We start from the raw sequence: 19,392 nt of genomic DNA, 5'->3' as shown, positions 1-19,392 counted from the left end.
AGCTTGACCTTTATTGTCAAAGAGGTGGATGATTGAAGGTATGGAAACGATCATTCCTCCTTATTCTGAAAACGATTCCGTTTTTGAAATCGGCTTCTTCAAAAAGATAGCGGAAGGGGCCCCTGTAGGCATTCTTCTGGCGGATTCAGTCACTCGTCAGGTCGTTTATGCCAATCCAGCATTTGTCAGGATCACGGGGTACCCCGAGTCCGAAGTTTTGGGAAGGAACTGTTCCTTTCTCCAGGGAAGCGATACGGATCAGGCCGAAATCCGACAAATCAGACAGGCGCTTTCCTCCGGAACCTCTTTTCATGGAGTCCTTCGAAATTATCGGAAAGATGGCTCCCTTTTCTATAATGAACTCAGCATTTCTCCGGTCACCAATTCCGATGGAGCTGTCCAGTATTTTGTCGGCTATCAGCAGGATGTGACCCAGGAGAAGCGCCGGACCCTGTTTCTTGAGATGCTCATCGGAATCGGGGAGTTGCTGAACGAGACACTTTTCGAACAATCCAACGAATCCATCCTGGAAATTGTCAATGAGCAAATCATCCGGACATCGCTTTTTCATATCGCTTCGGTGAGCGAGGTGAAGGGGACGAATGAGATCTGTTATTTGTCTGCCGTGGGTCCGGGTGTTTCTTCCGTTCCGGCTGTTTGCGGAAACCCGGCGGCCGGTCCCTGTCCACTGACCCTTCGCGCCTGGGGTTCAAACGAGATCGCTTTCGACAACCATTATCCGGACAACCCTGAACGTCAGGCGATCAAGGGCGTCATGGTCGAGCAGAAATGGTACAGCGCGGTTATTGTGCCCATTGTAACGGCTGGGAAAATGTCTTATGGCCTTGGTTTTGTCTCTGCCCTGTACGGAGTTTTCGACGCGGAAGCCATTTCGTCGCTTCAGCGCATCAAGACAATGATCGAAGATTTTTTTGCCAGGAAGCTTGAGTTTCTGAGCCGGGTGGAACTCTCCAAGAGAGACCCGATGACCGGTCTGGTCAACCGGATGGCTTTTGGGGAGATCTTTTCCGAAGTGCTTTTCCGGACCCGGCAAAAGGAGACCCTGACGGCGATCGTCTATGTCGATCTCGACGGGTTCAAGGTGATCAATGACAGTTACGGACATGAGGCTGGTGACCGGGTCCTGACAGTGGTCGGTGAACGGCTGCGCCATGTGATACGGGCTGGTGATACGGCCGTTCGGCTTGGCGGAGACGAGTTCCTGCTGTTACTGGAAGGGATGGACAGCCTCCCGGAGATCGATTCCTTTCTTGAGAGAATCGCCGGAGTGATCGGGATGCCGATCGTTTGGAAAGATGTGCAATTTACGATTCAGGCCAGTTTTGGCGTAACGATCTTCCCAACGGATTCCGGGGATGTTGATGCGCTTCTGCACCATGCTGACCAGGCCATGTATATCCATAAGAGATCCGACAGGCAGACACGGGGCCCTTATGTCCTTTACGATCCGCTCGAGAACTCTTTCCATCGAAAGTAATTTTCTCTCTCACTCAATCGTTCTTCCCTGACAAGATCCGATCTTTCCGATCCTTTCCACCCTATTGGCCGACTATCTGGGAGACAGTGAGAGAGGAGTCGTCTGCGGAGATGCCACCCCGACAAAAAGCGTGATGGAGCCCCCTTGGACAGGGTTCTCCCTGGAGTGGTTCCGGATCCAGAGATTGCCGGATCCGTCTGTTTGGATGTCGAACGGGCGGAAAATCCCCTCCCCCCTGAACCCCCCTTCGGGAGAGAGAGGGGTTTGATCCTGGGAGTAGGCGGACAGGCTGTTCCCGTGGGAATTGACGACCCACAAGGTATTTTCCCCGTCGATGGAGATGGCTGCCGGGTCGTCGAGTCCTCCTCCGGAGAGTGGAGATCCTGTGACCGGATTGCCATCGTCTGAGAGCCCGGTTATGGAGTCCGGATCGTGGTTTCCGATCCATACGGTGCCATTCGAGTCGATGGCCATGGCTGCCGGGTGGCTGATCCCGGCGGTTCGTTTGAAGCGCCCTTTGATGTTCCAGTCGGGATCGAACTCCACTACAAGGCTTTGATTCCGGCGGCTGGCCCAGATATTGCCCCCATCGTCTGCGGCAAGGGCATTGATTCCCGCTTCAGCAATCCGGTGAAGACGTTTTCCCTGATCGTCGAAGATAACGAGCGCGTTCCCTTCAGAGACCCAGATGGTGTGCGTTGCGGGATTCTGGACCATTGCCATCGGGGAATGGCTGATTCCGGGAAAGCTCTTCCACGGGAGGGACCCGTCGGGAGTCCTTTCCATCAGTCTGCCCTTTTCGGCAATCCAGAGATTTCCCCGGGGATCGATCGTGAGGAGTGCGGCTCCTTTTCCGGGGAAGGTCTCAGAGGAAATCCTTAGAAAGGGTTTCCCCGGTCGGGGATCCGGAGAGAGGTGAATGAGCTTTCGTGGGCCGGAGCAGATCTCCCAGAGGGATCCCCTGCTGTCGATGGCCATCGACCCCTGTGGGATCCGACAGGATTGTCCGGAAGGAATTCCCGGGAAATCGAGCTTCAGAAGAAAGTCGGAAAGTTCAGGAGTGGTTCCCGGAAGAAGGGCAAGGATTTCCTGTTGGTGGCTTGTGGGGTGGCCCGAAAGGGAGAGGCTGGCTTCAAGGGTGTCCTTGACCCGATGGTTTTGGGTGGAGAGAAGGGAGAAGAGTTTCCGGCAGGAAGAAGCCGGTTGTTTGTCGCACAGTCCAATAAGGGCCGATTCGACCGACAATGTATCTGAAGAGAGGGAGGGGGAAAGCTTTCCGCTTCCGGTCTGTACGATTTTTGTGGCGAGTGTCCAAGCGTTCTGGAAGCCGGTGGATGACAGCGGGGCCGGGTCGATCCTGTCGCCCGTGATGGCTTGTCTCAAGCTGTTGACGGCGGCCAGGGTGGTCAGTTCATTGATGACGACGGAAACGGATCTTTTGTCAGGGGGAAGGGAGTGGGCCTTTCCCGGCTGACGAGACGGGAGAAGGGCCATAAGACGGATGGCAGGATTGGAGAGTCCCTTCCGGATGGCTCCCCATGCGGTGAGATAGAGTCGTCGATGCGGCTCGGGGCGGTAGTGCAGGGTCACTTTCCCCTTGTGATCGGTCATTCCGGTGGCGATCGTCTTTTGGGTGTTTTCCAGAAGATCGATGGCGGTCAGTGTGATTCGGGATCGGGGAAGGGGCTCTCCGGAGAGGGAGACCCGGACGGAGAGACTCCTGGTCGGGGTGTTCGGGGAGTTCTTTCCAGAATGGTGTCCGAATCTCTCAAGAATCCTGTCCTGATTCCTGTCGGGGAATCCACCGGCCCCTTCCAGAAGATCCAGGGTGTTTTGGGGGAGGACCTCGTTTGTTCCGGAGACGGCCTCCTGAAACAGTCCCTGACAGGTCTCCGGGTGGCTTGCGCACAGGGATGCGGCATGGGCCCATCCGGAGAGTGTCGTCTGGCTGGCCAGGGAGAGGGAGCTTTCAAAACCGCCAGTTTCAAATTGTCCGCTCTGAAGATCGATTTCTCCCCGGTACTGGGCAAACAGAGAGGAGAGTCTTTTCGGGTCTCCGAAGATCCTGTCGAGCTCCAGGGTAGGGAGAAAGGTGGCGACGGCCGTTGAGACAATCCGGCTGTTCACGGTCCTGATCACGGGGGTTCGGGGAATGGCTCCGTTGGCCATCCAGACGGGTGCAATCATGGAAAGAGACCGGTTTTGCCCACCACCGCCATCTCCTCCCCTGACGACGATATAGACAAGGCCGGGATCGGCAGGGGGGAGAAAGTGGAAGGAAAATCTTCCATGGGAATCGGTGGTTTGGGGCTTGGAAAGGGTGATTGGTGTCCGGTCGGCTTTTCTTCGGGACTTGGTCAGAAAGACTTTGGCTCCCTTGATCGGGTGTGATCCGGAAAGAACCTGTCCCTCGATGGAAACCTCAAGGGGGTGGGGAGTTTTGACCGGGGATGGATGAATTCTGACGGGAGGTGGTGATGCGCTGCTTTTTGGGTTGGGTGCCAATACAAAGAGGACCGTCTGGAGAATCATGAGGAAAAGGAATGGTCTATGGGGTCTTTTCTGCAGAAGGTCCGGTGTCGTCATGGAGATCTCTCCAAAAGACAGGTGATGGACAAGGCGTTTCAAAGAGGGAAGATGGTTGTATTCTAGCCGATTGAAAAAAAATCTTCTTGAAAGGGATTTTGGGGAATGTGAGGATGAGAATGGAAAAGGGGGCCAAAAGGCCCCCTTCTGAAAGCACTGTGACAGGAAAAACTTAGAATACGAATGTGGCGCCGAATTCTACGGGCATGTAGAACATGGCGCTTCCGGCGGTACCATTGTTCGGAACCCCTAAAGCATCAGTTGCTGTACCTGCCAACCCTCCCATATTGCTTAGGTAAGCCATCCGAATGTTCGCAAAAATGTCAATTCCGGCCAATGTATCTGAGATCTTGGCAAGGGGGGTGACCACACCTACTCCCAAGTCAGCATAGAGTGGCATGGATTCACCATCTAGGGTAATGGCAGGACCAGCATCGCCGAAGATCTGGGGATTGACCCAAGATCTTCCGGCAGTGAAGTCGTAGACTCCGCCAAGTGTGATTGGGATTACTGGGGTTCCTGCCTGATTGTATGCACCCTTCCCTGCATTAGCCATATAATTATTTATTGGGTTTAATCCGAAAGACTCAATTTCGATGGAAGCGGTCAGGCCAAAATGCGGTGTAATCCAGTGGGTTGCCGTGACTCCGCCACCGTAGCCCCCGTTGAATTGGCTGTTGTCAAAGGTATCCATCCATCCGAAGTTTGCCGACAGGCTTGTGGATTTGGGAACGTTTCCGTCAAAGGACGAATCCATCGGTGTGTTCTGTGCGGCGTTCTGCATGGCAGCCATCTGCATGTTCATCATCTGGCCCTGTGCCGTGGCATTGATGGGTGTCGGGTTCGATGCCGGTGCGGCAGGGGTAGCCGAACCGTCCACAGCCCAGGCGGATGCCACCGGAGACAGAGCGGTCGCGGACAAAAGGGCAAGAGAAAGAACTGCGAGTCTGGCCTTGGACTGTTTTCGTACTGAGAACATGAGGAACCTCCTTCAAGAAGTCATGACGAATGGTTCTTCGCCGGAGTGAAAGACCACAATGTTTAAGAGAAACACCCGTCATCTCCCGCCAAAAATCCTCTCCTGCTTTATAAGTCAGGGTATTTATTGGGAATGGACGATGAACGCCATCACATAAGCAAAGCAAATGCCAGATTTTTAATCTTTATAAAATAATGTTTTTATTTTTTTGGGCGATTTTTTTCTCTTCCCTTTGAAACGCATGTTTCATAGATGTATTTAAAATATTTTTATTGAGGCAAGGTACAGGAAACGAAAAAACCTGAAAACGGAGAAGGGCCGTATCGAAGATCAAAGAAAACACCGGATCAATAAAAGACAGGGGCCGATGAACTGGCCCCCGGAAGAAGGGATATATTGGCGGGTACGATCAGTTCAGGGAAGAGGCAATGGGGGAGGGGCTCTCCATCCCGGCACGCATCCGGGCGGAGGCTCGGTGGAGAGGCACGGAAAGCTGAGGGTGACGTTCCGCTGAGTGCTCGAGATGCTCAGCAAGAACGCCTACCGGGAATTTCCGGTGGTATCCCGGAGCTTCCCGGGACATGAGAATCGCCCGTCTTCTATAGTCTTTAAGCGTATTGTGAAGAGGCATCCGGTAAGACAGAGAAACCTCAAGGATCAGATCGATCGCCCGTTCTCCATGGGCATCGAGATAGGCATCGAGAATCTTTGAGAAAAACGCAAAATGACGGGATTCATCTTTCGCCAGCTGCCGAAGGAGATGGGCCAGCACCGGTTCAGAGACCGCTTTTGAAAGGCACTGGTAATAAAGCTGTGTCGCCTTTTCCTGGAGAAACGTATAGGTAAAGACCTGTACTGGTTCGGAAAATCCGATCGAGAAAGGTTTTATCGACTCTTCGATCATGTCGTTCAAGAGCTTGTCGGTGCTTGGAGCGATGTCTGCCGCCAACTGGTAAAGGGCAAGGGCTTCGGCATGACGGTCCTCTTCAAGCCCCCATCGGATAATAAAATGAAAAAGCTCCCGGTTGTGGATCGAATGTTTCAGTTCCCGGCCGCCGTCGATGGGAAAGCGGGAGAGATAGTCCGAAATATAGGTGGGTGTGTGGTTTTCGATATGGGTGACGAAGATGACCGCCTCTTTCTGCCCCTGGGTCAAAAGGGACGAGTCGATCTCCTGTTTCTCCAGGAGTCCGAAGCGATTCCAGTCGGAATCGTCCGCCAGGCGGTTATAGTCGCTGATCAAAGGTCGCAGTGTGTGGACATCAAGGGTCAGATTCACAGGTTACTCCAATGGAAGAAGGTTTCGGGGCCCGCATGGTCAAACAGATTGGTACGAAATGGCCAACCGCCCATGAGATTCCCCTTAAAAAGGCACAAAAAACGAACCACAAAAGATATAGCAATTTTCATGCTATCTAATAAAATTTATATTTTTAAATGAGTTATGGATTTATGATTGGAGTGAGGAATGAAACATCTTTCAGGTTTTCGAAACGGATGTTTCATCTGTCATGGTGATTATCTTTTGTGATGGGTGTTTTGGAGATAGATCGATTGGAATGTTCTTTTCAGCAGGTCTGAGTGTGTACTGAATTAACTCATTATCAATTTTATATAAAATGAAATTATTCTTGAAAAATGAATGAAAAAAGTGTATTTTCCCCGGGCTCTTCTTTATAGGGGAGAGTGGAACAACAAGAAGCTTTTCAACAAAAAATAGAAACGGATGGTTCTTTTGCCAAAAGTCACACTGATTTTTGATCGTTCTCTTGAGCGACTGCTTCCTCCCAATCGGCCTTTTTCAGAGTCGTGGGTGTTTGTCAAAAACTGGAATGAAATCATGCCATATCTCGAAGTTCTGAAACCGGCCAGAATGATCCTGAACTCACGATTTCCCGATCCTCCCGATGTGATATGGCGTGACCTGATGATTCCACCCGTCATTCTGGTCGGGGAGGAATCCAAAAAACTGTCCATCCGGAAGTGGCTTGCTTTTCTGCCTGTACTGGATCAGGTGGTATCGAAAGAAGAATTTGTCTCCCGATACGAATTCATACTGGATTCACCTCCTTTTTCCGGAAGCTCTTCTCCGGAGTCCTGGCTGCCCCTTCCCGGAGGATTCCAGGATTTTCTGGGGTATTACCAGCATTTCAAGAGAGCGCGCTACATGCTTACGGACCACCAGTGGAAGATCCTTCAGATGATTGGAAGGTTGGGAGATGTCGGCCTGGTGGCAAAAGAGATGGATCGCCATCCGAGAACCATTCGGGACCAGATTGAAAAGATCGGGAAAAAAATGGAGCCCCTCGATGTGGAAAGCTTTTTCCGGAAGCCGGTGGCGGCCATGATCGATCAGGTTCCCGGGTGGTCGGTCAAATTTTCCGAACGAAGAGATCCCCGCCACACCCCCTCCGATCAAACCCCCTGATCCTATGTTTCTTCGAATCACTTGTCCCCCGTCAGGTCAGGACCTGGCGGGGGATGTTCTTTTTTTGGGCTGGCAACGCAGGCAAAAATAACTGGATCGGCCTCCCTCCTCTTTTTTGAGAATCGGACTCTTGCAGAGTGGACAAGGTGATCCATCGAGTCCATACACCTGCAGCTGGCTCTGGTTCCCCCCTTCTTCTCCGAAGGCGTCCTTAAAGCTGTGGATAGAGCTTCCTCCACGATCGATGGCTTTCTGGAGGACAACTGCGGAAGATTCGAGGATGCGGCGCGCCTCGGCCCCTGTTATCCGGAAGCCTTTCCGGTCCGGGTGGATCCCGGATTCAAAAAGAATTTCCGAGACATAGATATTCCCGATCCCACTCGCGATCTTCTGGTCGAGGAGAATCGTCCGGATCGAACGCCGGGAAGCCCGGATACTGTGTTCAAACTGTTCGGCCCGGATTTTGAGAATATCGGGGCCGGTCGTTTGAAGGATCCCGGAAAGAGCTATGTCGGTTTGCCACTCGACTCGTCCGAAACGTCGGGGATCCCGGTAAGACAGGAGCCTCTCGCCTTCGGGGGTCTCAAGAGTGATGGCCAGATGGGTATGAATGGTTGTTTGGGAGGGTTGGAGGGGGAGTTGGGAATCCTGCCTGTTACCGGATATGTTCCATTGCCCCGACATGCCGAGTCTGGTCAGGAGCGTCCCGGACTCACCGGCAGGAGATTTCATGGAGAAAAGAAGAACTTTCCCGATGCGGCCCAAGTCGGAAAATTGCCATCCCGAAAGATCCGGTATGTCGGACAGGAAGATTTTTGGATAAGGGCCGCTCCGGAGAGAGCGCACACGGGATCCCAAAAGAACGGGAAGAAGTTGTTTGCGGATTGTTTCGGCTTCTGGAAGTTCTGGCATGAGGATATTCTAGCATGGTCACTTGCCGATAAATCTTCCCCTGTTTATTTTAAGAGGCGTGCTTCGCAGATGGAATTCGCGAGGTCAATGATGTCTGCGCATTATGATGAAAAATCTTTTCCTGATTGTATTTTTGTCGGGGACCGGGTCAAGATGATGTCGGAGTGCCCATCCTTGATATCCATTTGAGAATGGATTCTTCGTTTGCCGCAGCTGGTTTCTGTCGTCAGAACCGAAAACCGGGAAATCAGAGAATACATTTTCTCCCTGGGGGGATCGGTTTTTTTCAATCGTGTATTAGACTGTAGGCTCTTTTATTTTTTGAAACTGATGAGATGATGGTATATTTTCTATACCATGTTCAACTTCGCCCAAGTCTATTGGAACTACCGGTAAAAACAGAAGATGGGTCCAGATATTTGGAGATAGGGCTGACCAATCGGGAACACTGGTCGGCCATCATTACCTGCAGAGAGAGAGAGTGATTCGCCTGATTTCCGTCCGTAGTTCGATGAGGGTGATGGTATGACTGTTGTTCTGGAGTTACTCAAATCGAAGCGAAGATTGCGAGCCAAAAAGCGCGTTTGGATCGGGAAGCAGGGAAGACTGTATGACCCGGCAATCCATTATCAAGGTATGGTTTGCCGAACGACTTGAACAGTTGCCCGTGCATTCCCATTCTTGACTTTTCATCACAAGGCTTAAGCCGCCAACTTTAGTTGGTCAGCTCTAGAGCCAATTCTATAGAGCTGACCATGATGACTATGGCAGGGAATCACGGACCCGCCCCCAAGCGGACGCTGTCGTGGACGTTTCCGGTCTTTCAAGCGGATATTTCTCTCTCTTCTGGATGTCATTTCCAGAAGCCGACGGATCCCCCGTTGGGCAATGACCCGGCTGGCGTTTTGAGCGGTGTTCTTTTTGAGTCCACAGCGCTGTCAGACGAACCCGGTCTGGAAAGGCCGGTTGTTTGGATGAATGGAGAAGGATTCCTGATGATAACAATGCAGTCACCACTTTCCAATGATGTGAACGATTGGCTCCATTTCCGAATGAAAAAGGCTTTCCCTGTTCTTTCCGGCGATGGGCCAGACAGTCTTGAGGTCATCCCGCTGACAGGAGACGCCTCCAACAGACGATATTACAGGGTGGTTTCAAAGACTGCTCCCCTGTCGGCGATCCTGATGGTCAAGGGAAAGCCCGAGGGTTTCAAGGCATCGGAGGAAAAAACAGGCCGGGGAGAAAATTTGCCCCCGGGAGATCCTTTTCTCCTGATTGGAAAATTGCTTTCCGCATCATCACTTCCGGTGCCAGAAATTCTGGGAGAAAACGACGACGGTTCCCTTCTGTTGCAAGAGGATCTGGGGGATTGGAGCCTGTACTCTTATCTTCAGGAACATCCGGAGGAAGAGAGTCTTCTGTCCTGGCGGATTCTGGATCTTTTGCTCTCCTTCGGAAGACAAACCATTCCGGGGGAGTTCTCGTGGCTTAAATCACGGGTCTATTCTGAGGAGCTCCTTTTCTGGGAGTTCGAGCATTTTCTCGAATATGGAGTCTCCCTTTCCGACAAAAGCGCGCTTTCAACAATACGCTCCCTCTTTCAGGAAGAGGCATCGGTCCTTTCCGGACGATTGCCACTCGTTCCGGTCCATCGGGACTTTCATTCCAGAAACATCATGATCGCTGGACGAGGGGCTGTCTTGATTGATTTTCAGGATATGCTGATGGGCTCTCCCCTGTATGATCTGGCCTCCTGGGTGTTTGATGCTTACAGGGTTCTTCCCGACGATTTGCTCAATGAGCTGGTTTCGGGACATTACCATCGCGGGATCAGCCTCGGGATTCTTCCGGAGAGTCTTTCCGAAGGAGAGCACAGAAACCTTCTCGCTAGAATGGCTCTCCAGCGAAATCTGAAGGCTTGTGGCCGGTTTTTCTATATTCGGGATGTCAAGGGAAATCCCGGGTATATGCAAGCGGTTTCCGGAACACATCGGAATATGAAGCGACTGGCTCTCTGGGAGCCATCCGTTGCACCTCTTGTGCAATCCTTTCTTCCTTTTCTCAGAAACCCGGAAAAGTAAGGGTGGAGAAAGGTTCTGATGTCACAGGATTTGTCCTGATGGCGGGAGCGGGATCCCGTCTCAGGGGGATTTTCCCGAACATCCCGAAGCCTCTTGTTCCAGTCGACGGGGTTCCCATGGGAATCCGGGTCATCCGTCAAATGAGGGATGCCGGGATATCCCGGATCATCGTCAACCTTCACCATGATGCCGGGACAATCCGGGAGGGGATCAGCCGGGCTCTTCCATCAGGTATCGAGATTCTCTGGTCTTATGAGGATATTGTCATGGGGACAGGAGGAGGGATTCTTCATGCAAAACCATTTTTTCAGGAATCGGATATCCTTGTGGTTGCCACATGCGATATCCTGACAGGGTACGATCTGGGCAAGGGGATCTTGGCTCACCGGACATCCGGTGAAAGGATTTCTCTGGTTCTGTCTCCATCCGGGCCGGAATCCGAATCCGGAAGGATTGCCACGACTCAAAATGAGGGTGTTGCATTCCCTCCATTCGATTCGGTGGCGGGGGATGTTCCCCATTTTTTTACGGGGATTCATCTGATCAATCCTGATGTGTTTTCAGGTCTTGGAGAAAATCTCGCTCCACCTTTTTCTATCGTGGAGCTTTATCGGGAATATCTCGGAAAAGGTGGTTTTATCCGGGCCCAGGTAACATCCGAGCCCTGGCTCGATCTGGGAACGGAAGATGGATATCGCCACCGCGAATCATTCCTGGAAGAATTGAGGCAAGGGAGCGGGAGGAGGGAAAGGTAACGGTTCCCAAAACCCTGCCGGCTTTTCCACCCGTAAGTTCGGGCAATGTTCCGGGTCTTTGTGTCATGCTGAGAAGGGCCAGATAAGCAAAGGCCATCGATTCCACGGCCTGGGCCGGTATGCCAAGGGTCTCGGACGGGGAGACCTCCTTGTTGCATCGGATCCTGAGCCGGTTCATGAGCGTCAGGTTCCTTGCTCCGCCCCCGCCCACGATAATCTCTTCGGGACAGGGCGTTATCCAGTCCAGGGACTTCGCGACAGACAACGCGGTGATTTCGGTCAGTGTCGCCATCAGGTCCTCCGGAGAGAATCGGAGGGGCATTTGTCCGAGAATTTCCCGGAAACGATCTTCTCCCCAGGATTCTCGCCCGGTGGACTTTGGTGGCGCCCGGTGGAGCCATGGGTCCTGGCAGACTTTTTCGACAAGAGATTCCACTGCTTGCCCATTGCCTGCCATTTCGCCGTTTGGATCGAATCCTCTTTTTCCTTTGGAGATCCATCGGGCTCCCGCGTCGATCAACATGTTCCCGGGACCGGTGTCAAAGGCGATAATGGGATTTCCGGAGCCGCGCCGGGAAGGCAGGCTGGTGATATTGGCGATTCCCCCGAGGTTCAGAAAGGCCCTGTTGATCGTTTTATGGGTCAACACCGCTCTGTGAAAGATTGGTGCGAGGGGGGCGCCTTCCCCTCCAGAGGCGACATCGGTACGGCGAAAGTCCGAGACTACGGGAATGCCGAAAGCCTCCGTCAGCAAATGGGGATTGGTCAGTTGTACCGTGTGACCCGGGATGGGGATGCCCGAAAGGGATAGTCCGGCCGAAGGATGATGGGAGGAAGTGATTCCGTGGCTTCCGATCAGGTCGACCTCTTTTTCCGAGATCGAGGCCGATGCCAGCAGTTTTTTGAAAAGATCCAATTCCACAAGGGAAACGAGATTTTCCGTCATGCCCCAAAATCCGGAAATCGTTTTCCCGGGAGCATTTCCCGCCAGACCATTCCGGATCGTATCAGAAAAACTATTGTCAAAAGGGTGATGGGCAAAAGCCAGAAGCGAGACAGATCTTTTCCGGACCCGGATCAGCGCTCCATCCAAACCATCGAGAGAGGATCCGCACATGAATCCAGCACAAACAAAGCCATCAGTGAAATATCGGGATTTTCCAGCCATTTTTCTCCTGTCGGTGGGGCCATCCATGGAGATTCCTCCCCTTGAAGGGGGAATCATAGCCATGGCAGGTCGGTCGAATGTGGGAAAATCATCCCTTTTGAACCGTCTTGCAAGGAGCCACCATCTGGCCCGGACAGGTCGCATGCCGGGAAAGACGACTCTGGCAAACCTTTATGAAATTGGAACGGGGGGGTATTTTCTTGACCTTCCCGGATATGGATACATGCAACGGGGCCGGGATGAGGCAACCGACTCCCGGGCTATTGCCGGAAGGCTATTGAGGCGCCTCGGCAATATCAGCCGTATGCTTCTTCTGGTCGACTCCAGAAGGGATATCCTGGAGTCCGATCTCCAGGCCCTTTCATGGTTTTTGTCCATGGGGCTTCCGGTATCGGTTGTCATTACAAAATCGGACAAGCTGAACCGTCAGGAGCAGTCCAGAATCAAGATGGACTGGATGGCGGTTCTTTCCAGAAATCCCGGTGTCGATCTGACCCCCATTCTGGTCTCTTCCAAGAATGGAGACGGGATGGATCTTCTTTCCGCCAAGGTTTCAGAGTCGCTCTACGGAAGCCCTTCCTAGGTTTTTTCGTCCGGAGGAGGAGTCATGTAGATGACGACATAGGATTTTCCCCTCAGCTGTTCAAGCCATGTCAGAAGTCTCTTTCGGGTTGTTTTCTTCGAAAGGTCATCCTGGATGCGGGCTTTCAGGTCACGGAACCTCTTGTAAGGGTGGCTTTCCCGCTTGAGGACCTTGATGATGTAAAAACCCCTGTCCGTCTGGATCAGGCCGCTTGTTCCACCAACCGGAACTGAGAATGCCGGTCCAATGAGCTCCGGAAGGAGCTGATCTTTGGTCAGGTCTCCGAGATTTCCCCCGTTGTCAGAATTTGGTCCTTCCGATTCCGAGCCCGCGAGAATGGCAAAATCATCTTTCCTTGAGATTTGCCGGAGAATATGGTTTCCCTTTTCCCGGACCGCAGCGATCTGGGCGGGTGTCGCATCGGGGGGAAGCTTGAGAAAAATGTCGGCAAGGGTGACATGGGGGGGAAGGCGAAATTGTTCCCGATGGTCGAGGTAGTATTGGCGGACCTCATCCTGGCTGATCACCACCGTTGAGCGAACTTCCGTATTGATGAGTTTCAGGATGGTCATCTGTTTCCTGAGCTGTTCCCGGTATTGATGATAGTTCATTCCCTGCTCGGAAAGCGCCTGTTTCAGCTGCCATCGGGCGGTGAAGTTGTTTTTTTGCATGATCGAATCGATGGTCCGGTCGAGCTCTTCGTCGCTTAATGTCAGCCCGGTCCTGTCAGCCTCTTCCATTTCAAGCTGCTCATTGATTTTTTTCATCATGAGCTTGTACTCAAGGGATGTCACTAGTTCCCTGTAGGCCGAGCCCCGGTATTGTGCATGAAGCTTTTTGAATGTCGGGGCAAGAGAGCGGTCGATCTGGCTTTTTGTGATGACGTGATGGTTGACCACGGCAAGAACCGAATCGAGAAGAATCGGCTTTTCGTCGGCCTGGGCGGGTGTCTGGCAGAAAATGAAGAGAGCTGATGCCAGTATTCCGGAAAGAAAGTATGTCTTGCCAAAAAGGACTTTTGTTGTCCTGGAGAGGTGGAGAGTCATGAAAAGTGGCCTTTATGCTGTTAAGGGTCGTTTAAAAGATGACCCGTCTGTGGAATGGGGGTCTCCTGTCATTCTATTCCAGATCGACTGGAAAAATCTTCCTGTAGTGACGTGTGGGTTTCCAGGGTTTCTGGAGCTCCTGCTCGGAGAGCCAGAATTGAAGGAGCCGGCGGCGATTCCTGGCGATAAGGATGGCCCGGATCTTTTCCCTGACTTGGGACAGGGGCTTGACGTTTTCGGGAATCAGTCTGACCAGTTTGAAAAGATGGTACCCATAGGTGGATGGAAGGAGATCCGTCACTTCTCCCGGTGAGAGATCAAAGACCTTGTCAAAAGGCTGAGGCATCTCTCCCTTGCCATAAGGGGCCATCAGGCCACCGGCCGATGCCTCCATTCCCAGGGATTTTGCCTTGGCGAGAGCGGAGAAGGATGCTCCAGCGTCGAGTGCCTTTTGAATTGCGATCCCCTCATTGCGGTCGGATGTGACGATATGACGGACAAGAGCTTGCTCAGGGAAAGAGAAGCTATTGATATGATTGTGATAATAAAGCCTGATTTCCTGATCGGAGATGATCTGTCGGGGAGCGATGCGCTTTATGGCCTCCCGGATCAGGAGCCTTTTTTTTTCGAGTTCACGCATGGTCTTGTCTTCGGGGAGCTGTTCAAGATCGTCGGGAGGCAAGGAAATACGCCGGTCCCGGATGAAATCGAGAAAGAGCTGGTCCCGGATGGTTTCCCCGAGAACCGTTTTACGAACAGATTCTGACCATAGGGCAGGATCCCCTTTGGTCAGGTCTGAAATGCCGATAAATGCAGCCTCATGCTGAAGATCTGAAACAGTGACAATTTCTTTTCCGATGGAGCCCACGATTTCGTCCGTGGGCCCCTTGAAATGGCAGGAGGTCAGGATCAGAAATCCTGCCAGAATCCCGGATAGCCGTATTCGGGTGATCAATGGCCCTTTGGTGCTTGTCCGGGAGTCGCCGTGTTACCCGGAAGGTTCTGGCTCTGGGCGACAAGCGCGGCAAGTTCCGGCTGGTTGATATTGATCTTCGTCTTGGCCCTGAGCTTGTTTGTCAACGCCTGGGTCAGATCGGTGCGCTTTTCACGTTTGAGAAGTCTTCTGATCCCTTCCTTGGATTCGGCCAGAGACAATTGGTGTCCGGCGACAAAGTGGTCGATCCGGAAATAGTGGACGCCATCTTTGAGAACAATCGGCCCGGTAACGGCTCCCTCCTTCACGCCAAAGAAGAAAGGCATGAACTTGGGGGGAAGGGTGCCTTCGAAAATTCGGCCAAGAGGACCGCCCTTGAAGGTTTTGATGGCTTTTTTAAAGCCTCCTTTTCGGTCGAGGCTGTTCTTGAAGTGATCGGCATCTTTTTGAGTCGGAAAGACGACCTGTCTGGCTTCAACATAGCCTGGCTGGCGAATTTCCTTTTCATGTTTCTGATAGTAGTCTGAAATGTCGGCATCTGTGACGGTGAGCTTGTCTTCGACTTCCTTTTTCAGAAGGGCTTTTTTCAGGATCCGGTCTTCAGCTCTGGCGATCTCGGACTTGATCGTGGGGTCAGATGCAAGACCTTCATCCTTGGCTTCCTGCGTCAAGAGCTTTTGGTCGACCATATGGTTCAGGACATCGGAGACCGTATTCGGGTTGACGGGAGGCTGAACGCCCAGTGAAAAAAGCTTTGCGGAAAGCTGGGCCGATGTAATCGATGCATTTCCCACGGTTGCGACGACACCCTTTTGAGGAGCCCTGTTGCATCCGGCGCTGATGGCGATTCCCGCGACAAGAGTGGCAACGAGAACGTTTTTCAGGGTGATCCCTGTCAAAGATGGGCGTTTTTTATGAAGAAAGGTCAATGGATCATCTCCTTTGGTATTTTGAATTGAGCGTGGGGGTCCGGATCTGTCTGGAGAGAACCCGTTGTTACGAAAGAAGTTCTTCAAGTCTGGCCAGATCATCCGGAAATCCGGAAGCCGGTCCCGAAAGTGTAAAGGATCCGTCCCGGTGAAAGGTGATCCGGTCGGGGAACGCCTGGGCGATCTTTCCCGCATTACGGGGGGAGAGAGCTTTTTCTGCTGAAGGCTTGAGAAAGATTTCCCTGTCTTTGAGACGAACTTCCGAGATTCCCATTCGGGTGGTCATGACCCGGATTTTTGCCCCAAGGATCAATGCCCTGGCCGATCTTGGCAAGGGCCCAAAGCGGTCCCTGAGCTCCGATTCGATCTGATCGATCTCCAAATCCTTGAAAGAATGTGCCAGACGCCTGTAAAAGTCAATTCGCAATCCGGGGTGAACGACATAATCTTCCGGGAGACGGGCTTCTCTTCCAAGATCGATTCTGGGTGTTTCCCGGACAACGGGAATCGCGACAGGCTCAACCCGGGTTTGAATGGCTTCCTCGACCATCTCCATGTAGAGGTCAAGTCCCACCATGGAGATATGTCCGGTTTGCTGATGGCCGAGAAGGCTTCCTGCTCCGCGAATTTCCAGATCTCTCATGGCGATCTGGTAACCGGATCCCAGCTCTGTGTTGTCCTGAAGCGTTTTCAGCCGTTTTTTTGCAAGCTCGGTCAGACCGCCTTCTCCGGCGACAAGGAAGTAACAATAGGCCTGCGTTCCGGATCGTCCGACCCTTCCCCGGAGCTGATAGAGTTCCGCGATTCCAAAAAGGTCCGAGCGGTTGATGATGATGGTGTTGGCCTGGGGAATGTCGAGACCGGACTCCACGATCGCCGTTGAGACGAGGATACGATAATGACCCGAGATAAATCGGTCCATGATGGTCTCCATGAGCTGGCTATCCATCTGCCCATGGGCGACTCCGACCGGAACCCCCGGAAAGAGGCTTGAAATATAGTGAGCCATGCGGGAGATCGAGCTGACGCGGTTGTGGATAAAAAAGACTTGACCATCCCGTGCAAGTTCCCGGTCGATGGCTTCCCTGATACGATGGCGGTCGAATGGCAGAATGGCGGTCTTGATCGGCTTTCGACCGGGAGGAGGGGTCATGATGAAGCTGATTCCTCGAAGACCCGAAAGGGACATCTGCAGTGTTCGGGGAATCGGTGTCGCCGACAGAGTCAGGACATCGACAGTCGGGTATTTGTTTTTGAGTTTTTCCTTGTGTCCGACACCGAATCTTTGCTCTTCGTCAATGATCAGGAGTCCCAGGTCCCGGAAGATGTTCTGGGCGCCCAGGAGGGCGGATGTTCCGATCATAATGTCGATCTTCCCCTCCGAAAGATCCTGCCGGAGGAGTCTTTGTTCCTTGGCAGTCAGGATCCTGGAAATCTGTTCGACCCTCACTGGAAATCCGGAAAAGCGTTCCTTGAATGTTTCAAAATGCTGAAGGCAAAGAAGGGTCGTCGGAACCAGCACCGCAACCTGTTTCCCATCGGCGACGGCCTTGAAGGCCGCTCTCATGGCGACTTCGGTTTTTCCAAACCCCACCTCTCCAAGAACCAGCCGGTCCATAGGAGTGGGGGATTCCATGTCTTCGCGGATATCCCGGGTGGCTTCTTCCTGGTCTGGGGTCAGGTCATGGGGAAAAGCATTTTCAAATTCTGAGATCATGACCGAATCCTGGGAGAAGGGAAATCCCGGAAGTGCTTTCCTTTTGGCATAGAGATCGACCAGTTCCTGGGAGATTTTCTCGATTTCCTTCCGTACCCTCGATCGGGTTTTTTGCCAGGAATGGCCACCAAGACGGTCGAGTTTGGGGGGAGATCCTTCTGGTCCCCTCCAGGGTTTCAGAAGATCGACCTGGTCGACCGGAACATAGAGCTTGTCTCCGTCACGGTATTCGACAATCAGGAATTCGCCGGGAATGTTCCCCACTTCGATTTCTCTAAGCCCCCGATAGATACCAATCCCCTGCTGTAGATGGACAACCGGTTCCCCTTCGGCAAGTCTGATCTGGTCCCTCCGGAAGGCCGCCGCAGCTGTCCGGAAGCGAGTTTCTCTGGTGCGGTCATATTTTTTTCGGAACAGGAAGGTGTCGGAAACCAGAAGAGTGTTATCTGGCGCGATGTAGATTCCTTCTCCGATATCTCCGAGGATCGTTTGGATCGATCCTTCCGGAGGAGGATTCTCTTCCTGGAGCTCTGAAAGGGGCGTAAAAGGAATGGCCTGGTTTTCAAGGATTTCCTGGAAGCGATCCCGTTGCCCACGGCTGCCAAAAAAGGTGATGACCCTCATCCGGGAGGAGAGTTCCCGGAGCCTCAAGATCCATGATTCATTCCTGTCGATCAGTTTTTCCGGAGGAGAAAAGAGATCGGGCGCATCGGGGTCATCGCGGAAGACAGACAAGAGGATCCTTGGATGGTCGGAGCCAAAGGAAAAAGGGGTTTTTTCTCTGGCTCCGAATGGAATGAAGGCCTTTTCAGGCGGAGGGAGCAATGCCCGCTCTTCCGCCGGAATGGATTCGTATGCATCGCGAATCCTCTCCTGCCAGTCATTGATCCGGATTTCGAGGGCATGGGGATCTTCGATGAAGAGTACAGGATCGGGGGTGTAGTCCAGCGGGCTGGTGATATCGTCGTAGAACTGTCCGATGTACCGCTCGATTCCGGGGGCCAGCGGGGTGGCCTGGTGGACTGAAAGGAAGTCCTTCAGTTCTTCAGAAAAATGGCTTCGGTTTATGGGCGGCAGCCATTCATGGCTAGGAGCAAGATCCAGTTTTTCGATGGACCCCATGGATCGTTGGGTATTGGGATCAAATCCTCTCATGGAGGTCAGCTCATCGTCCGTAAATTCGAGTCTGACCGGTTCAGGCCTTGAAGGTGTATAAAGATCAAGGATGGCACCTCTCACCGAAAACTCTCCCGGGGCAGTGACCTGTGGAACCCTGAAAAATCCGAGGGCGACCAGGGATTGGATGAGTTCCTGCCGGTCAACAAGTGTTCCCAGGGTGATTTCGGAAAGTCCCCCTGACAGAAGTCTTTTGGGTAACGTTTTTCTGGCGATGGCAGGAAAGGTTGAAACGACGAAGGAGACCGGTCGTCTTGAGAGCTCGGATAATACCGAGATTCTTTCGGCTCTCAGAAGGTCGGGAGGGCTCTCTTCCTCATAAGGAAGAATCTCTTCTTCGGGGAGAAGAAGCCCATCCGGGGCTTCCGGAAAAAGGGCATTGAAGCTGTTGATGTCATTGTAGAGGGATCGCGCCCGTTCCATGTTGGCCGTCAGAATCCAGAGCGTTCTGTCGGGGATCTGATCGAGAATAAGACCCGGGAGCAGAAAGGAGGCCTCGGGGGGAATTCCGGCAAGGGAGATTTCATCTCCCCGGGTCAAAGCGGGAGGAAGAAGCTGTTTGATGCGGTGACTCAGGCTTGGAAAAAATCTTTTCAAGGA

14 protein-coding genes are annotated in these 19,392 nt (G+C 52.6%); 5 read left to right on the top strand and 9 right to left on the bottom strand.

The window, feature by feature from the left end:
* Positions 1-28: 28 nt before the first annotated feature.
* Positions 29-1,498: a diguanylate cyclase domain-containing protein gene (locus tag LFE_RS12135; RefSeq protein WP_014450513.1), complete on the top strand. Its 1,470-nt coding sequence runs from the start codon at positions 29-31 to the stop codon at positions 1,496-1,498.
* A 72-nt stretch (positions 1,499-1,570) separates the two neighbouring features.
* On the opposite strand, the gene LFE_RS12130 is transcribed toward LFE_RS12135, so the two are convergent.
* From LFE_RS12130 to LFE_RS12120, 3 genes are all read right to left on the bottom strand, one after another.
* Positions 1,571-4,084, bottom strand: coding sequence for a hypothetical protein (locus LFE_RS12130; protein WP_014450512.1), 2,514 nt, complete (start codon positions 4,082-4,084; stop codon positions 1,571-1,573).
* Positions 4,085-4,256: 172 nt separating this feature from the next.
* Positions 4,257-5,063 carry a hypothetical protein gene (locus LFE_RS12125; protein ID WP_014450511.1) on the bottom strand — a complete coding sequence of 269 codons (807 nt, stop codon included), beginning with the start codon at positions 5,061-5,063 and terminating at the stop codon, positions 4,257-4,259.
* Positions 5,064-5,472: 409 nt separating this feature from the next.
* Positions 5,473-6,342 carry an acyl-ACP desaturase gene (locus LFE_RS12120; RefSeq protein ID WP_014450510.1) on the bottom strand — a complete coding sequence of 290 codons (870 nt, stop codon included), beginning with the start codon at positions 6,340-6,342 and terminating at the stop codon, positions 5,473-5,475.
* A gap of 456 nt (positions 6,343-6,798) precedes the next feature.
* Between LFE_RS12120 and LFE_RS12115 the strand changes: the two genes are divergently transcribed.
* Positions 6,799-7,491: a hypothetical protein gene (locus LFE_RS12115; RefSeq protein ID WP_148272653.1), complete on the top strand. Its 693-nt coding sequence runs from the start codon at positions 6,799-6,801 to the stop codon at positions 7,489-7,491.
* A gap of 36 nt (positions 7,492-7,527) precedes the next feature.
* Here the strand turns inward: LFE_RS12115 and mutM are convergent, their stop codons facing one another.
* Positions 7,528-8,403, bottom strand: coding sequence for a bifunctional DNA-formamidopyrimidine glycosylase/DNA-(apurinic or apyrimidinic site) lyase (gene mutM, locus LFE_RS13365; protein WP_014450508.1), 876 nt, complete (start codon positions 8,401-8,403; stop codon positions 7,528-7,530).
* Positions 8,404-9,398: 995 nt separating this feature from the next.
* Here mutM and LFE_RS12100 point away from each other — a divergent pair.
* Both LFE_RS12100 and LFE_RS13360 read left to right on the top strand, forming a co-directional pair.
* Positions 9,399-10,484, top strand: coding sequence for an aminoglycoside phosphotransferase family protein (locus LFE_RS12100; RefSeq protein WP_014450507.1), 1,086 nt, complete (start codon positions 9,399-9,401; stop codon positions 10,482-10,484).
* A gap of 2 nt (positions 10,485-10,486) precedes the next feature.
* Positions 10,487-11,239: a nucleotidyltransferase family protein gene (locus LFE_RS13360; protein ID WP_014450506.1), complete on the top strand. Its 753-nt coding sequence runs from the start codon at positions 10,487-10,489 to the stop codon at positions 11,237-11,239.
* Here the strand turns inward: LFE_RS13360 and LFE_RS13830 are convergent.
* The gene (locus LFE_RS13830) at positions 11,121-12,434 is read right to left on the bottom strand and encodes an anhydro-N-acetylmuramic acid kinase (RefSeq protein WP_158310278.1); all 1,314 of its coding nucleotides are present in this window, start codon (positions 12,432-12,434) and stop codon (positions 11,121-11,123) included. The genes LFE_RS13360 and LFE_RS13830 overlap by 119 nt on opposite strands.
* Between LFE_RS13830 and yihA the strand changes: the two genes are divergently transcribed.
* Positions 12,433-12,990, top strand: a complete 558-nt coding sequence (gene yihA / locus LFE_RS12090; RefSeq protein WP_070100184.1) for a ribosome biogenesis GTP-binding protein YihA/YsxC — start codon at positions 12,433-12,435, stop codon at positions 12,988-12,990. The genes LFE_RS13830 and yihA overlap by 2 nt on opposite strands.
* Here yihA and LFE_RS12085 read toward each other — a convergent pair.
* The 4 genes from LFE_RS12085 to mfd all read right to left on the bottom strand — a co-directional run bounded on the left by LFE_RS12085 (position 12,987) and on the right by mfd (position 19,389).
* Positions 12,987-14,036, bottom strand: a complete 1,050-nt coding sequence (locus LFE_RS12085) for a SurA N-terminal domain-containing protein (RefSeq protein ID WP_014450503.1) — start codon at positions 14,034-14,036, stop codon at positions 12,987-12,989. The two genes, yihA and LFE_RS12085, sit on opposite strands and share 4 nt — an antisense overlap.
* Before the next feature lie 73 nt (positions 14,037-14,109).
* A complete protein-coding gene (locus LFE_RS12080) occupies positions 14,110-14,991 on the bottom strand; it encodes a peptidylprolyl isomerase (protein WP_014450502.1) in 882 nt (293 codons plus the stop codon).
* The gene (locus tag LFE_RS12075; RefSeq protein WP_014450501.1) at positions 14,988-15,899 is read right to left on the bottom strand and encodes a peptidylprolyl isomerase; all 912 of its coding nucleotides are present in this window, start codon (positions 15,897-15,899) and stop codon (positions 14,988-14,990) included. Before LFE_RS12075 ends, LFE_RS12080 begins: the two co-directional genes overlap by 4 nt.
* 67 nt (positions 15,900-15,966) lie before the next feature.
* On the bottom strand, positions 15,967-19,389 hold the full coding sequence (mfd, locus tag LFE_RS12070; RefSeq protein ID WP_158310277.1) for a transcription-repair coupling factor: 3,423 nt from the start codon (positions 19,387-19,389) through the stop codon (positions 15,967-15,969).
* Between the last annotated feature and the right edge of the window lie 3 nt (positions 19,390-19,392).

It is taken from the genome of Leptospirillum ferrooxidans C2-3 (assembly GCF_000284315.1).
GTDB classification, from domain to species: domain Bacteria; phylum Nitrospirota; class Leptospirillia; order Leptospirillales; family Leptospirillaceae; genus Leptospirillum; species Leptospirillum ferrooxidans.
Note: the sequence above shows the minus strand (reverse complement) of the source record. Positions and strands in the feature narration are given on the sequence as shown.

Coding starts and splice junctions, on each gene's coding strand:
- LFE_RS12130 (WP_014450512.1), bottom strand. CDS start 4,084: ATGACGACACCGGACCTTCTGCAGAAAAGACCCCATAGACCATTCCTT.
- mutM (WP_014450508.1), bottom strand. CDS start 8,403: ATGCCAGAACTTCCAGAAGCCGAAACAATCCGCAAACAACTTCTTCCC.
- LFE_RS13830 (WP_158310278.1), bottom strand. CDS start 12,434: ATGGATGGCCCCACCGACAGGAGAAAAATGGCTGGAAAATCCCGATAT.
- LFE_RS12100 (WP_014450507.1), top strand. CDS start 9,399: ATGATAACAATGCAGTCACCACTTTCCAATGATGTGAACGATTGGCTC.
- yihA (WP_070100184.1), top strand. CDS start 12,433: ATGGAGATTCCTCCCCTTGAAGGGGGAATCATAGCCATGGCAGGTCGG.
- LFE_RS12125 (WP_014450511.1), bottom strand. CDS start 5,063: ATGTTCTCAGTACGAAAACAGTCCAAGGCCAGACTCGCAGTTCTTTCT.
- LFE_RS12085 (WP_014450503.1), bottom strand. CDS start 14,036: ATGACTCTCCACCTCTCCAGGACAACAAAAGTCCTTTTTGGCAAGACA.
- LFE_RS12135 (WP_014450513.1), top strand. CDS start 29: ATGATTGAAGGTATGGAAACGATCATTCCTCCTTATTCTGAAAACGAT.